The following is a 15,208-nucleotide window of genomic DNA, read 5'->3' on the forward strand; positions in this document are numbered from 1 at the left end:
GGTCCGACCGAGTCGACCGTGCATGCCCTCACCCGGCCGCTGGCCGGCGTGGACCGTCCGGTGCTGGGCCGGGTCGTCGCGGGGACGGCCGGGTATGTGCTGGACGAGCACCTGAACCCGGTGCCGCCGGGTGTGGCGGGGGAGTTGTACCTGGCGGGTTCCGGTCTGGCCCGCGGCTACCTGGGCCGTCCCGTCCTGACCGCCGAGCGCTTCGTCGCCAGCCCGTTCGTGGCGGGCGAGAGGATGTACCGCACCGGTGACCTGGTCCGACGTGCCCGTGACGGCGAGCTGGAGTACCTGGGCCGCACCGACGGCCAGGTGAAGATCCGTGGTTTCCGGATCGAACTCGGCGAGATCGAGGCCGTGTTGGCGGCCCACCCGGCCGTCCGCCAGGCCGTGGTGACCGTCCGGGAGAGCGACGACGGGGACCGTCGACTGATCGCCTACTGCGCGGTGGCCGAGGACGCCACCCCCGAACTCGGCAACGTGCTGCGCCGGTTCGCCGCCGAGTCATTGCCCGGCTACATGGTCCCGGCCGCCGTGGTGACGCTCGACGCCCTGCCGCTGACCGCCAACGGCAAGCTGGACCGGGCCGCGCTCCCGGCCCCCGACTTCGCCGCGCTGGCCGGCGGACGGGCTGCCCGGACCCCGCAGGAGGAGATCCTGTGCGGCCTGTTCGCCGAGGTGCTCGGCCTGGACGCGGTCGGGGTGGAGGACGACTTCTTCGCCCTGGGTGGTCACTCGCTGCTCGCCACCCGGCTGCTCAGCCGGGTCCGCTCCACCCTGGGTGCCGAGCTGGCTGTCCGGGACGTCTTCGAGGCGCCGACGCCCGCCGGGCTCGCCGACCGGCTCTCCTCGGACGGCGGCCGGCTCGCGCTGACCGCGTACGCGGAGCGGCCGGAGCGGGTGCCGCTGTCCTTCGCCCAGCAGCGGCTCTGGCTGATCGACCGGATGGAGGGCCCCAGCGCCGTCTACAACCTGCCGCTGGTGCTCCGGGTGGCGGGCGAGCTGGACACCGACGCCCTGGGCTCCGCGCTCGGCGACCTGGTCGACCGGCACGAGAGCCTGCGCACCCTGATCGTGGAGACCGACGGCGAACCGCACCAGCTGATCCGGCCGGCCGGGGCGGCGCCGGTGCCCTTCGAGGTCCGGGACTGCCCGGCCGACGAGGTCGGCGCGTCCGTCGACGAGGCCTCCCGCCGGCCCTTCGCCCTGGCAGACGAACTCCCGCTGCGCGCGCTGCTGTTGCGGGTGTCGGCCGAGGAGCACGTGCTGGTCCTGGTGCTGCACCACATCGCCGGTGACGGTTGGTCGATGGGTCCGTTGCTGCGTGACCTCGCCGCCGCCTACGCGGCGCGGACGGCGGGGAGCACGCCAGGGTGGGCGCCGCTTCCCGTCCAGTACGCCGACTACGCGCTCTGGCAGCGTGAGCTGCTCGGCGAGGAGGACCAGGACGGCCTGCTTGCCCGCCAACTCGACTACTGGCGGCAGACGTTGGCTGACCTTCCGGAGGAGTTGGCGTTGCCGGCGGACCGCCCCCGGGGTGCTGTCGCCAGCCACCGGGGCGGCCGGGTCGTCCTGCCGCTGGGCGTCGAACTCCACCGTTCCTTGGTGATGTTGGCGCGTGAGCAGCGGGTGACGATGTTCATGACCGCCCAGGCGGCTCTGGCGGCTCTGCTCACCCGGCTCGGTGCCGGGACGGACATCCCAATCGGTTCGGTGACGGCGGGGCGCTCGGACGAGGCGCTGGACGAGCTGGTCGGCTTCTTCGTCAACACCTTGGTGTTGCGCACGGACACGTCGGGTGACCCGAGCTTCACGGAGTTGCTGGCCCGGGTCCGGGAGAGCCAACTCGACGCGCACGCGCATCAGGAGGTGCCGTTCGAGCGTCTGGTCGAGGAGATCAACCCGGCCCGCTCGCTGGCCCGGCATCCGCTGTTCCAGGTGATGCTGGTCCTCCAGGGCGGCGGCGACACGGCGCCGCTGGACGCGGCCGGGCTGGATGTCTCCGTGGAGCCGTCGGGTCGTGCGGTGGCCAAGTTCGACCTGAGCGTGGGCATCGGTGAGTCCTTCGGTCCGGATGGTGCGCCGGCCGGTCTGGAGTGTGTGATCGACTTCGCGACCGATCTGTTCGACCGGGAGACGGTCGAGGCGATGGCCATGCGCTTCGGTCGGCTGCTGGCCGCCGTCGCGGCCGGTCCGGATCTGCCGATCGGCCGGGCGGAGCTGCTGTCTCCGGTGGAGCGGGACGAACTGGTGGGCGGGGTCACGCCGTTGGCTGTGGAGCGGCCGCTTGTTCCGGCGGTGTTCGCGGCCCAGGCGGCGGCGACGCCGGGGGCGGTGGCGATGGTCTGCGGCTCGGAGACGCTGACGTACCGGGAGTTGGAGGCGCGGGCGAACCGGCTGGCGCACCGGCTGGTCGGTGCCGGGGTCCTGCCCGGCGCCGTGGTGGCCCTCGCCCTGCCGCGCTCGGTGGAGACGGTGGTCGGGCTGCTGGCGGTGCTCAAGATGGGCGGGGTGTACCTCCCGCTGGACGCCGGCTACCCGGCGGAGCGCACGGCCTACACCCTGGCGGACGCCGCGCCCGCCCTGGTGCTGACCGACGACCGCTGGCCGCTGCCCGAACTGCTCGCAGAGCTCACGATCCTGGACGTCACCGACACCCCCGGTCCGGCGGAGCCTGTGAGGGCCGACCTGCGCGGAGCGGACGCGGCGTATGTGATCTACACGTCCGGTTCGACCGGCCGCCCCAAGGGTGTGGTGGTCTCGCACGGCAGCCTGGCCGCCCTGCTGGCCGGCCACCGGGCGGGCATGATGGCGCGCCAGCCCCGGCGGCGGTTCGCGCTGACGGCCTCGCTCTGCTTCGACGCCTCCTGGGAGGGCCTGCTGTGGATGGTCTCCGGGCATGAACTGCACCTGATCGGGGACGAGGTCCGCCGGGACGCCGGGCAGCTGGTCCGCCACGTCCGCGAGTTCGGGATCGACGTGGTGAACGCCACGCCGTCCTTCGTGGTCCAACTGGTGGAGGAGGGCCTGTTGGAGGCGCCCGCACCGAGCGTCATGCTGGTGGGCGGAGAGGCCGTCGGCCAGGCGCTGTGGACGCGGCTGCGGGAGACCCCGGGCCTGCGGGCGTACAACCTGTACGGCCCGACCGAGTCGACGGTGGACGCCCTGGAGCAGTCGCTCGACGGCGCGGAGCGTCCGGTGCTGGGCCGGGCCATCCCCGGCACCGCCGGGTACGTGCTGGACGAGCACCTGAACGCCGTACCGCCGGGTGTGGCGGGGGAGTTGTACCTCGCGGGTGCCGGTCTGGCCCGGGGCTACCTCAACCGGCCCGCGCTGACCGCGGAGCGCTTCGTCGCCAGCCCGTTCGTGGCGGGCGAGCGGATGTACCGCACCGGTGACCTGGTCCGTCGTGCCCGTGACGGCGAGCTGGAGTACCTGGGCCGCACCGACGACCAGGTGAAGATCCGCGGCTTCCGGATCGAACTCGGCGAGATCGAGGCCGTGTTGGCGGCCCACCCGGCCGTCCGCCAGGCCGTGGTGACCGTCCGGGAGGGTAAGGACGGGGACCGCCGTCTGGTCGCCTACTGCGCGGCCGCCGAGGCCGGCCCCGAACTCGCCCACGCGCTGCGCCGGTTCGTCGCCGACCGGCTGCCCGGCTACATGGTTCCCGCCGCCGTGGTGACGCTCGACGCCCTGCCGTTGACCGGCAGCGGAAAGGTCGACCAGCGCGCCCTGCCCGAACCCGACCCGACGGCCCTCTCGGCTCCCGGCGGCCGGGCCGCCCGGACCCCGCAGGAGGAGATCCTGTGCGGCCTGTTCGCCGAGGTGCTCGGCCTGGACGTGGTCGGGGTGGAGGACGACTTCTTCGCCCTGGGTGGTCACTCGCTGCTCGCCACCCGGCTGCTCAGCCGGGTCCGTTCGACGCTGGGTGCCGAGCTGGCTGTCCGGGACGTCTTCGAGGCGCCGACGCCCGCCGGGCTCGCCGACCGGCTCTCCTCGGACGGCGGCCGGCTCGCGCTGACCGCGTACGCGGAGCGGCCGGAGCGGGTGCCGCTGTCCTTCGCCCAGCAGCGGCTCTGGCTGATCGACCGGATGGAGGGCCCCAGCGCCGTCTACAACCTGCCGCTGGTGCTCCGGGTGGCGGGCGAGCTGGACACCGACGCCCTGGGCTCCGCGCTCGGCGACCTGGTCGACCGGCACGAGAGCCTGCGCACCCTGATCGAGGAGGAGGACGGCACCCCGTACCAGCGCGTCCTGCCGGCCTGGGCGGTCCGGGTGGCCGTGGAGTCGCTGCCGGAGGGCAGCGCGCCGGAGGCCTGCGCCGGGCGCCCGTTCGACCTGGCCGCCGACCTGCCGATCCGGGCCCACCTGATCCAGGCCGGGCCGGCCGAACACCTGCTGGTCCTGGTGCTGCACCACATCGCCGGTGACGGTTGGTCGATGGGTCCGTTGCTGCGTGACCTCGCCGCCGCCTACGCGGCGCGGACGGTGGGCGCCGAGCCGCGGTGGGCGCCGCTTCCCGTCCAGTACGCCGACTACGCGCTCTGGCAGCGCGAGCTGCTCGACGAAGCGGACCAGGAGGGACCGCTCGCACGCCAACTCGGCTACTGGCGCGACAAGCTGGCCGACCTTCCGGAGGAGTTGGCGCTGGCGGCGGACCGCCCCCGGGGCGCTGTCGCCAGCCACCGGGGCGGCCGGGTCGTCCTGCCGCTGGGCGTCGAACTCCACCGCGCGCTGGTGACGTTGGCGCGTGAACAGCGGGTGACGATGTTCATGACCACCCAGGCCGCGCTCGCGGCTCTGCTCACCCGGCTCGGCGCCGGGACGGACATCCCGATCGGCGCGGTGACGGCCGGGCGGTCGGACGAGGCACTGGACCAGCTGGTCGGCTTCTTCGTCAACACCCTGGTGTTGCGCACCGATACCTCGGGTGACCCGAGCTTCACCGAGCTGCTGGCCCGGGTCCGGGAGACCCAGCTCGACGCCCACGCGCATCAGGACGTGCCGTTCGAGCGTCTGGTCGAGGAGCTCAACCCGGCCCGCTCGCTGGCCCGGCACCCGCTGTTCCAGGTGATGCTGGTCCTCCAGGGCGGCGGCGACACGGCGCCGCTGGACGCGGCCGGGCTGGATGTCTCCGTGGAGCCGTCGGGTCGTGCGGTGGCCAAGTTCGACCTGAGTGTCGGCATCGGCGAGTCCTTCGGTGCGGATGGTGCGCCGGCCGGTCTGGAGTGTGTGATCGACTTCGCGACCGATCTGTTCGACCGGGAGACGGTCGAGGCGATGGCCGTGCGCTTCGGTCGGCTGCTGGCCGCCGTGGCGGCCGGTCCGGATCTGCCGATCGGCCGGGCGGAGCTGCTGTCCCGGGCGGAGCGGGACGAACTGGTGCGCGGGGTCACGCCGTTGGCTGCGGAGCGGCCGCTCGTTCCGGCGGTGTTCGCGGCCCAGGCGGCGGCGACGCCGGGGGCGGTGGCGCTGGTCTGCGGCTCGGAGACGCTGACCTACCGGGAGTTGGACGATCGGGCCAACCGGCTGGCGCACCGGCTGATCGGTGCCGGGGTCCTGCCCGGCGAGGTGGTGGCGTTGGCGCTGCCACGCTCGGTGGAGACGGTGGTCGCACTGCTGGCGGTGCTCAAGGCCGGCGCCGTCTACCTCCCCCTGGACGCCGAGTACCCGGCGGAGCGCACGGCCTACACCCTGGCGGACGCCGCGCCCGCCCTGGTGCTGACCGACGACCGCTGGCCGCTGCCCGAACTGCTCGCCGAACTGCCCGTCCTGGACGTCACCGACACCCCCGGCCCGGCCGATGACCCGCGACTCGTCCTGTACCCGGAGGACGCGGCGTACGTGATCCACACGTCGGGTTCGACCGGCCGCCCCAAGGGTGTGGTGGTCTCGCACGGCAGTCTGGCCGCCCTGCTGGCCGGCCACCGGGCGGGCATGATGGCGCGGCAACCCCGGCGGCGGTTCGCGCTGACGGCCTCGCTCTGCTTCGACGCCTCCTGGGAGGGCCTGCTGTGGATGGTCTCCGGGCATGAACTGCACCTGATCGGCGACGACTTGCGCCTCGACGCGGCCGCTCTGGTCCGTCACCTCGGTGGGCACGGCATCGACGTGGTGAACGCCACGCCGTCCTTCGTGGCCCAACTCGTCGAGGAGGGCCTGTTGGAGGAGCCCGCGCCCAGCGTCGTCCTGGTGGGCGGCGAGGCCGTCGGCCAGGCGCTGTGGACGCGGCTGCGGGAGACCCCGGGCCTGCGGGCGTACAACCTGTACGGCCCGACCGAGTCGACGGTGGATGCCCTGGAGCAGTCGCTCGACGGCGCGGACCGCCCGGTGCTGGGCCGGGCCATCCCCGGCACCGCCGGGTACGTGCTGGACGAGCACCTGAACGCCGTACCGCCGGGTGTGGCGGGGGAGTTGTACCTCGCGGGTGCCGGTCTGGCCCGGGGCTACCTCAACCGGCCCGCGCTGACCGCGGAGCGCTTCGTCGCCAGCCCGTTCACCCCCGGAGGGAGGATGTACCGCACCGGTGACCTGGTGCGCCGCACCCGTGACGGCGAGCTGGAGTACCTGGGCCGCACCGACGACCAGGTGAAGATCCGCGGCTTCCGGATCGAACTCGGCGAGATCGAGCAGGTGTTGACGACTCACCCCGAGGTCGCCACGGCCGTCGTCCGGCCGGACGACAGCGGCACCCGGCTGGTGGCCTACCTGGTCACCGACCGCCCGCTCGACCCGGCCGGACTGCGGGCCTTCGCCGCCGGGCGGCTGCCCGCCCACATGGTGCCCGCCGCCTTCGTCGCGCTGCCCGCCCTGCCACTGACCGGCAGCGGAAAGGTCGACCACCGCGCCCTGCCCGCACCGGAGTTCGCCGCCCACCCGGCGGGCCGCCCGGCCCGCACCCCGCGCGAGCAGCTGCTCTGCACCCTGTTCGCCGAGGCCCTCGGCCTGGAGCGGGTCGGTATCGACGACAACTTCTTCGATCTCGGCGGACACTCCCTGCTCGCCATGAAACTCCTCTCGCGCATCCGCACCGCCCTCGGCGTCGACCTCGGCATGCGGGCGCTGTTCGAGGCGCCCACCGTGGCCGGGCTGGACGGCCGGCTCGACCAGGGCCCGGCCGCCGACGCCCTGGACGTGCTGCTGCCCCTGCGCGGCGGCGGCGACCGGCCCCCGCTGTTCTGCGTCCACCCGGCGGCCGGCATCAGCTGGGTCTACTCGGGGCTCCTGCGCCACCTCGACCCCGAGCTGCCGGTGTACGGCCTCCAGGCCCGTGGCCTGCGCGGCGGGGCGCCGGCCAGTGTCGCCGAGATCGCCGAGGACTACGTACGGCAGATCCGCGCCGTCCACCCGTCCGGCCCGTACCACCTGCTGGGCTGGTCCTTCGGCGCGGTGGTCGCCCAGGAGATGGCCGTCCGGCTCCGGGCCGAGGGCGCGCCGGTCGGACTGCTGGCCCTGCTGGACGGCGGCCCGGCGGTCCGCACCGATGCCGCCCCGCCGTCCGAACCCACCGACACGGTGGCCGAGTTGCTGCGGTCGCTGGGCTACGACCCGGCGAACGGCAGCGGCCTGGCCGAGCTGGCGGCGGTGCTCGGCGAGGCCGCGCACATCCTGCCCGAGGTGTTCGACCGGCACCGCAAGCTGATGGCCGAGCACCAGCCCCGGCGCTACCGGGGCGACGCCGTCTTCTTCGGCGCCACCCTCGGCAAGCCGGCCGACTGGCCGTACGAGGAGGTCTGGCGGCCCTACCTGGACGGCCGGATCGAGGGCCACCGGCTGCCCTTCGGCCACGGCGACCTGGCCCGCCCGGAGTCGCTCGCCCGGATCGCCGCCGTGCTCGCCGACGAACTGCGGCCGGAGAGCGTCGGCAACCCCGACAACGCCGAGAAGTTCCAGTACACCGAGAAGCCCGGAGCGTGAGCGCCATGACCACCACCGTCCCGATCGAGTCACCGGCGCAGCCGGACCGGCCGCGCAGCCGGTGGGGCCTGTGGGCCCACGGGGACTTCCGCCGGCTCTGGATCGGTGAGACCACCAGCAACTTCGGCACGGCCGTCGGGAGCGTGGCCCTGTCCCTGGTGGCCGTGGTCACCCTGGGCGCCAGCCCCCTCGCGGTGGGCGTGATCAACGCGGCCGCCTGGCTGCCGTGGCTGTTCCTCGGCCTGCTGGCCGGCGCCTGGGTGGACCGCTGGCCCCGGCTGCGGGTGATGCTGGTCTGCGACCTGCTGCTGCTCGTCCTCTTCGGCAGCGTGCCGGTGGCCGGCTGGCTGGGGGTGCTCTCGCTCACCCAGCTGGTGGTGGTGGCCGTGCTCACCGGCGCGGTGAAGGTGTTCTTCTCCACCGCCTACGGTGCGGTGCTGCCCACCCTGGTCGGCAAGGCCGACCTGCTGGAGGCCAACGTCAAACTGCGCTCCGGCGCCTCGGCGGCCGAGATCGCCGGCCCGGGCGCGGCCGGTCTGCTCTCGCAGGCGTTCGGCGCCGTCAGCGGGATGTTCGCGGACTCGCTCACCTACCTGGTGTCGGCGATCTGCCTGCGGCGGATCAGGACGGAGGAGCACCCCCCGCCGGTGTCCGAGCGGCGCGGCATCCCGCGCGAGATCGGCGAGGGCGTCCGGTTCCTGCTGCGCGATCCGTACCTGCGCACGTTCGCCTGCTTCGCGGCGGTCGGCAACCTGGGGCTGAACGGCATCCAGGCGGTGCAGACGGTGTTCCTGGTGCGCAGCGTGGGGCTCGAACCGGGCGCGGTGGGCGGGGTGTTCGCGCTGGTGAGCGTCGGCGGACTGGCCGGCGCGATGCTGGCCGGACGGGTCGCCCGCAAGCTGGGCAGCGCGCGTGGTCTGCTGGTCTGCGAACTGGCGGTCGCGCCCTTCATCCTGCTGCTGCCGCTGGCGGGCGACCGGCTGCCGCTGGTGGTCAGCGCGCTCGCCTGGGCGGTCGCGGTCTGCGGGGTGGTGGCGGGCAACGTCCTGGCCGGCAGCTTCTCCCAGGGCTACTGCCCGCCCGAGATGATCGGCCGGATCCGGGCCAGCTCCGCGACCCTGAACTACAGCGCGATCCCGGTGGGCGCCCTGCTCGGTGGCTACCTCGGCGAGACGATCGGTGCCCGCAGCACCATCTGGATCATGGCGGGCGTGCTGCTCTCGGCCGGTGCGGTACTGCTGGCCAGCCCGCTGCGCGGTCTGCGAGACTTCCCGACCCGGCCCCCGGTTTCCGCCGTCTGACCGGTCCCTGCTTGTATCGCTCGTACCCGACCCTCACTGGAGCTCCCGATGGCCCGCACCGCGCGCCCGCGCCACTTCCTGATGTGCCGTCCGACCCATTTCGACGTCACCTACGCGATCAATCCGTGGATGGACCCGGACAAGCCGGTGGACACCGATCTCGCCGTCGCCCAGTGGGAGCGGCTGCACGACCTCTACGTCGAACTCGGCCACCGGGTCGACCTGATCGACCCGCTGCCCGGCCTGCCCGACATGGTGTACGCGGCCAACGGCGCCACCGTGGTGGACGGCAGGGTGCTCGGGGCGCGCTTCCGCAACGCCGAGCGGGCCGCCGAGGGCCCGGCCTACCTGGACTGGTTCCGCGCCCGGGGCTTCGAGACGCTCGACCCGGAGCACGTCAACGAGGGCGAGGGGGACCTGCTGGCGACCGCGAGCTACGTGCTGGCCGGGCGGGGCTTCCGCAGCGTGGCCGACGGGCACGCGGAGGCCCAGGAGTTCTTCGGCCGCCCGGTGATAGGCCTGGAGCTGGTCGACCCGCGCTTCTACCACCTGGACACGGCGCTCGCCGTGCTGGACGGCGACGAGATCATGTACAACCCGGAGGCCTTCTCGGCCGGCAGCCGTGCGGTGCTGCGCCGGCTCTTCCCGGACGCGCTGCTGGTGGACGCCGCCGACGCGGCGGTGTTCGGCCTCAACGCGATCAGCGACGGCCTGCACGTGGTGCTGCCGGAGGCGGCCGTGGGCGTGGCCGCGGCGCTGCGCGAGCGGGGCTTCCGGCCGATCGGGATGGACCTCAGCGAGCTGCTCAAGGGCGGCGGAAGCGTGAAGTGCTGCACCCTGGAGATCCGCCCGGCGGCCTGACCGGGCGTCTCTCGCGGGGCCTCACCGAGCACCGGTGGTCGATGGTGACCACCGGTGCTCGGCTGTAGATCGGCCGTTGAACGCGCCCGGCAAGACTGGTGCCACACCACGACGGAACCCCTTCCCACCAGGGAAGCGAGCCCAGGGAGCGCCAGAGATGACGCAGCGTCCGGCCACCACCCCCCGCACCCGCCTCCGGCTGTTCACGGTCGGCCTCGGGGTGGCGATCACCCTGGGCGCGGGCCTCTCCGTGACGGTCGCCGTGGCGGAGGCGGCCGACGCCGGGGTGGTGACGGTGGTGAGCGGCGACGCGACGCCGACGCCCACCCCGACCCCCACCCCGACCGGCGGCGCCGGCGGCGACTGGAACAGCACCGGCTCCTGAGCGCCACGCTCCCGAACGACCGGCTCCCGGACAGCCGGCCCCCGAGCACCCGCGGAACCAGCCGCAGGATCGATTCTTCAGCAGCCCCTCGCGGACGGAACGGACGGCACGGCCGGCACCGAGGGAACGGACGGCACGGACTGAACCACCGTCACCGCCGGAACCGACGCCCCGGCAGCCCCAGCCGGCCCCGCACCCTCCCGGGGCAGCAGCCCCGCCACCTCCTCCGCCTCCGGCAGCCCCAGCCGGACGAAGATCCGGTGCGCCTCCCGCAGCCGGAGCCGCGCCTCGCGCTCCCGCCCGAGGTCCGCCAGCGTCCGGCCCAGCACCACCAGCGCGTGGCCCTGGTCCCGCTCGGCACCCAGTTCCTCGCACAGCTCCAGCGCCTGCCCGGCGTGCTCCAGCGCCTCCTCCGTGCGGCCCAGCGTGCGCAGACTGTCCGCCATCCGGTAGCGGGCGTGCCCGGCCCGGGCCCGCAGACCGGCCGCCGAGGCCACCGCCAGGCACTCGCCGAACCAGGTGACCGCCTCCTCGTGCCGCCCCAGCCCGTGCAGCGCCAGCCCCAGCACGTACAGCGTGTAGGCCCGGCCCGGATCGTCGTGCCGGGTCCGCAGCTCCGCCAGCACCTCGTGGCAGATCGGCACCGCCTCGGCGGCCCGCCCGCTGCGCACCCGGGCCAGCGCCGCATTCACCGTCGTCACCAGCGCCCCGGAGCGGTGGCCGAGCTCGCGGGCCAGCAGCAGCGCCTCGTCGTAGTGCCCGACGGCCTCGTCGTAGCGGCTGAGGAACTGGCAGACCAGGCCGAGGTCGTTCAGTGCCTGGCGCAGGATCACCGTGTCACCCGCCGTGCGGGAGGCGGCCACCGCCAGCCGGGACGCCTCCTCGGCCTCCTCCAGCCGGGTGGCGGCCAGCGCGACGTTGCCGCGCAGGAAGTGCGCCCGACCGGCTGCCCGGTGGTCGGCGCGATGGACCGCGGCGGCGGCCAGGGCCTCGGCGGTGGTGGTCAGTTGACGGCTGGGCGGGGCGAGCGCGAACGGGGTGAGGGCGATCAGCAGGTCGATCGCGGCGCGCAGCGGCTCCGGCCGCGCCCCGGGTGCGCACTCCGTTCCCGGTTCAAGCTCCGTTCCCGGTTCGGGTCGCGTCCCCGGTTCGAGCTCCGCCGCCGGTTCGGGCCGTGTCCCCGGTTCGGGCCGCGCCGCCGCGCCGTCCTCCGCGACCGTCCAGCCCGCCACCTGCGCGGCCAGCGCGATCGCCCCGGTGCTCTCCGCCTCGGCCCACGTCCGCGCCCCGTCCGGGCCGTCCAGGCGGACGCCCGCACTGAGCGCGGGCCCCAGGGCGCCGGCCGCGGGGTCCCCGGGAACGGCGTGCTGGAAGGCCGTGCACGCGGTGGCCAGCAGGTGGTCCAGCATCCGGTCGCGGGCCGCGACGGCCGCGTCGGGGTGGTCCGGACGGCGCCGGGCGTACGCGCGCAGCAGGTCGTGGAAGCGGTAGCGACCGGGGAAGGGCGACTCCATCATCGCCACGTCCACCAGGGCCTCCAGCAGGTCCTCGGCGTCGTACTCGTCCAGGTCCAGCAGCGCCGCCGCCGCCTCCAGCCCGAGGTCCGGGCCGTCCACCGAGGCGGCCAGCCGGAAGGCCCGGGCCTGGGCGGGCGTCAACTGGCGGTAGCTCAGCTCGAAGGCGGCCTCCACCTCCAGGTCGCCGATCCGCAGCTCGTCGATCCGCCGGCGCTCGACGGCCAGCCGGCGGCCCAGCGTCTGCACCGTCCAGCTCGGCCGGGCGGCGAGCCGGGCCGCCACGATCCGCACCGCGAGCGGGAGGTGGCCGCAGACGAGCAGCAGCTCCCGCGCGGCCTCCTCCTCGGCGGCCAGCCGCTCGGCGCCGATGGTGCGGCCCAGCAGTTCGAGCGCCTCCTCGGGTTCGAAGACGCCGAGGTCGGCCTGGACGGCGGCGGGCAGCCCGGACAGCCGGGTGCGGCTGGTGGTGAGCACGGCGCAGCCGACCGCGCCCGGCAGCAGCGGTCTGATCTGCGCGGTGTCGTGGACGTTGTCGAGCACCAGCAGCAGCCGCCGCCCGTCGACCACCGAGCGGAAGAGCGCCGAGCGGGCGTCCAGCCCGTCCGGCACCGCGTCGGCCGGTACGCCGAGCGCCACCAGGAACCCGCTGAGCACCGCCTCCGGATCGGCCGGGGTGGCGTCGGCGCCCCGCAGGTCGGCGTGCAACTGCCCGTCCGGGTAGGCCTCGCGGACCCGGTGGGCGACGTGCAGGGCGAGCGCGGTCTTGCCGACCCCGCCCATACCGACCACGGTCGCGATCACCAGCGCCTGCCGCCCCGGGGCGCCCAGGGCCTGGCCCAGCCGCTCGACCAGGCCCGTACGGCCGGTGAAGTCGGCGGCGTCGGGCGGCAGTTGGGCGGGCCTGGGCGGCGGCGCGGCAGGTGCGGAGGGCGTGGCGGGGGCCTCCGGCGCCGCGCCGGCGGCCGGCGGTTCCGGCGGCTCGGCCTGCGGCTCGGCCGGTTCCGTGAGGCCGAAGCGCAGTGCGACGGGCGGCGCCGGGGCGAGTGCCGGGTCGCCCTCCAGGATCCGCTGGTGCAGCAGATCCAGCTCCGCCCCGGGCGCCACCCCCAGTTCGTCCAGGAACAGCTGGCGCGCGCCGCGGAACACCGCCAGCGCGTCCGCCTGGCGCCCGGCCTGGTACAGGGCGCGCATCAGCAGCCCGTACGCCCGCTCGTGCAGCGGGTGCTCGGTGGTCAGCGAGGTCAGCTCCGGGATGCAGCGGGAGAACCGCCCCAGCGCGAGGTCCAGCGAGATCCGCTCCTCCAGCAGGGTCAGCCGCAGTTCCTCCAGCCGCTGCCGCTGCCGCTGGGCGAACGGGCCGGGGATGCCGGTCAACGGCTCGCCCTGCCACAGCTCCAGCGCCTGGTTCAGCAGGTCGCGCGCCTGCTGCGGCTCCCCGGCGGCCGCCGTCCGCTCGGCCTGCGCCGCCAGCTCCTCCGCCCGCGCCGCGTCCACGGCGTGCTTGGGCAGCACCAGCCGGTAGCCGTCCCCGACCGAGGTCAGCACGTTCGGCGCGTCCGGCCCCTCGCCGTGGAGGATCTTGCGCCACCGCCAGGCGTACGTGCGCACCGTCGTCATCGCGGTGCTCGGCGGCTCCTCGCCCCACAGGGCGTCGATCAGGTCCGTGGCGCTCGCGCCGTGCCCCGGACGGAGCAGCAGCACCGCCAGCATCGCCTGCTGCTGCGGACTGCCGACCTTCAGCACGGTGGAACCGCGCTGCGCCCGCATCAGTCCCAGCACGGAGAACCGGAAATCACCCATCCTGCACCTGCCCGCCTCGTGTGCTCGCCCCCGCACGCGCACGTGCCACCCCCGAAATGATGAGTCCCTATCAACCCACGGCACCAGCCGAGCTGTCGAGGGATCGTCGACCCGACGGTGATCGGGTGTTGATCGACCGTCACCACAATCACTGGTGTGGCACCCGAGTCGGCCCGGCACGATCCGCGGGGCTCGCCACACCCCGGTCGCCCTGCCGCCGTCCGGGCGACCACCACGGCCCTCGGAGACGGAGCCCATGAACACCGACCTGCTCTACCGGCTGCTCGACGTCGACCCGGCCGCCGGACCGGGCGAACTGCTCCACCGCGCCCGCGCCGACCGCGACCTCCCGTACCTGGTGCTCGCCGCGCTGGCCCGGGAGGGCGTCCGGATGGGCCGGCACGCCCGGGCCGAGCTGCGGCGCGCCCGCGACCGGGCCGACTGTTACGCCCGCCTCGCCCGCCGACTCGCCGACGCCACCGGGGTCCGCCCGATCCGCGGCCTCCCGCTGGCCGGCCACTACCCGCCCGAGCTGCCCCGGCCGCTGGGCGAGCTCAGCCTCGTCAGCCCCACCGAGGCCGCGCTCTGGCAGGCCGTGAACCGGCTGGTCACCGAGCACCCGGTGGAGTCCGTGGAGGTCAGCCTGCTCGGCGAGCGCCCCCGGCACACCGCCGTCACCCTGCGCTGGCCGGCCGAGGACCCGCTGCTCGACCCGTGGTACCAGGTGCGGGTCGCCACCGCCGCGCTCACCGGCGACCTCGCCACCGTCCCGGTCCGCCCCTACCTCGCCGCCGACGACCACGTCGAATGCCTGATCGCCCTCGCCGAGGACGGCTTCGGGCGGCCCTTCCGCGCGGCCGACGTGATCGACGTCGCCCAGCTGGCCGGGCAGCCCTTCGAACCCGTCGAGACCGCCGCCGTGGTCGCCGCCTACCGCCTCGCCCCGGAGACCGCCGCGCTCCTCGACCTCGCCGCCGAACACGTGCCGCTCGGCCCCCTGCGGGAGGTGCGCACCGCCCTGGAGAGCGAGATCGAGCCCGAACTCCGCCGCCGCCGCACCTCCGCCGGCCCGCCCCGGCCGCGCCACGGCACCCTGCTGCGCCGCACCGTCACCCGCTACCAGTGGGACGAGGCCCTGCTCCTGCCCGCCGGAGCCGCCACCCTGCTGCTCACCCCGGTCGCCGACTACCTGCTCGCCCCGGAGGGCACCCGGCCGACGGCGCCCGAGCGCACCGCGGCCCTCGCCGCCCTGCACGCCTGGGACGCCACGGCCCCCGGCGGCGCCGGCCAGGACTCCCGGGCCGGCCTGACCGAGCCGCGTCCCCGCTGAAACAGTGCTGGTCAGAGCCGTGGTCAGGGCCGGGGACAGGACCGTGGTCAGGGTCCTGGCCGGCGCACGGTGGAAGGGGCGCCGTTTGGCG

At 74.8% G+C, this 15,208-nt stretch carries 6 protein-coding genes; 5 read left to right on the plus strand and 1 reads right to left on the minus strand.

The window, feature by feature from the left end:
• The 4 genes from ACFRAR_RS19865 to ACFRAR_RS19880 all read left to right on the plus strand — a co-directional run.
• A partial coding sequence (locus ACFRAR_RS19865; protein WP_380699420.1) for an amino acid adenylation domain-containing protein occupies nucleotides 1-7,923 on the plus strand: 7,923 nt, incomplete at its 5' end.
• Between the two features lie 5 nt (nucleotides 7,924-7,928).
• Entirely contained in the window at nucleotides 7,929-9,224 is a 1,296-nt protein-coding gene (locus ACFRAR_RS19870; RefSeq protein ID WP_380699421.1) for an MFS transporter, read from the plus strand.
• A gap of 48 nt (nucleotides 9,225-9,272) precedes the next feature.
• Nucleotides 9,273-10,085: a dimethylargininase gene (ddaH, locus tag ACFRAR_RS19875; protein ID WP_380699422.1), complete on the plus strand. Its 813-nt coding sequence runs from the start codon at nucleotides 9,273-9,275 to the stop codon at nucleotides 10,083-10,085.
• Between the two features lie 157 nt (nucleotides 10,086-10,242).
• Nucleotides 10,243-10,470 (plus strand): hypothetical protein, encoded by a 228-nt coding sequence (locus ACFRAR_RS19880; protein WP_380699423.1) that lies wholly within the window; start codon nucleotides 10,243-10,245, stop codon nucleotides 10,468-10,470.
• A 77-nt stretch (nucleotides 10,471-10,547) separates the two neighbouring features.
• Here the strand turns inward: ACFRAR_RS19880 and ACFRAR_RS19885 are convergent, their stop codons facing one another.
• Nucleotides 10,548-13,787 carry a BTAD domain-containing putative transcriptional regulator gene (locus ACFRAR_RS19885; protein ID WP_380699424.1) on the minus strand — a complete coding sequence of 1,080 codons (3,240 nt, stop codon included), beginning with the start codon at nucleotides 13,785-13,787 and terminating at the stop codon, nucleotides 10,548-10,550.
• 256 nt (nucleotides 13,788-14,043) lie between these two features.
• On the opposite strand from ACFRAR_RS19885, the gene ACFRAR_RS19890 reads away from it, so the two are divergent.
• Entirely contained in the window at nucleotides 14,044-15,117 is a 1,074-nt protein-coding gene (locus ACFRAR_RS19890) for a hypothetical protein (RefSeq protein WP_380699425.1), read from the plus strand.
• Nucleotides 15,118-15,208: the final 91 nt, after the last annotated feature.

The organism is Kitasatospora sp. NPDC056651, assembly GCF_042792155.1.
Classification (GTDB): domain Bacteria; phylum Actinomycetota; class Actinomycetes; order Streptomycetales; family Streptomycetaceae; genus Kitasatospora.

What these genes read in the sequence shown, in the direction of transcription:
- ACFRAR_RS19885 (WP_380699424.1), bottom strand. Translation starts at nt 13,787, where the DNA reads ATGGGTGATTTCCGGTTCTCCGTGCTGGGACTGATGCGGGCGCAGCGC.
- ACFRAR_RS19880 (WP_380699423.1), top strand. Translation starts at nt 10,243, where the DNA reads ATGACGCAGCGTCCGGCCACCACCCCCCGCACCCGCCTCCGGCTGTTC.
- ddaH (WP_380699422.1), top strand. Translation starts at nt 9,273, where the DNA reads ATGGCCCGCACCGCGCGCCCGCGCCACTTCCTGATGTGCCGTCCGACC.
- ACFRAR_RS19890 (WP_380699425.1), top strand. Translation starts at nt 14,044, where the DNA reads ATGAACACCGACCTGCTCTACCGGCTGCTCGACGTCGACCCGGCCGCC.
- ACFRAR_RS19870 (WP_380699421.1), top strand. Translation starts at nt 7,929, where the DNA reads ATGACCACCACCGTCCCGATCGAGTCACCGGCGCAGCCGGACCGGCCG.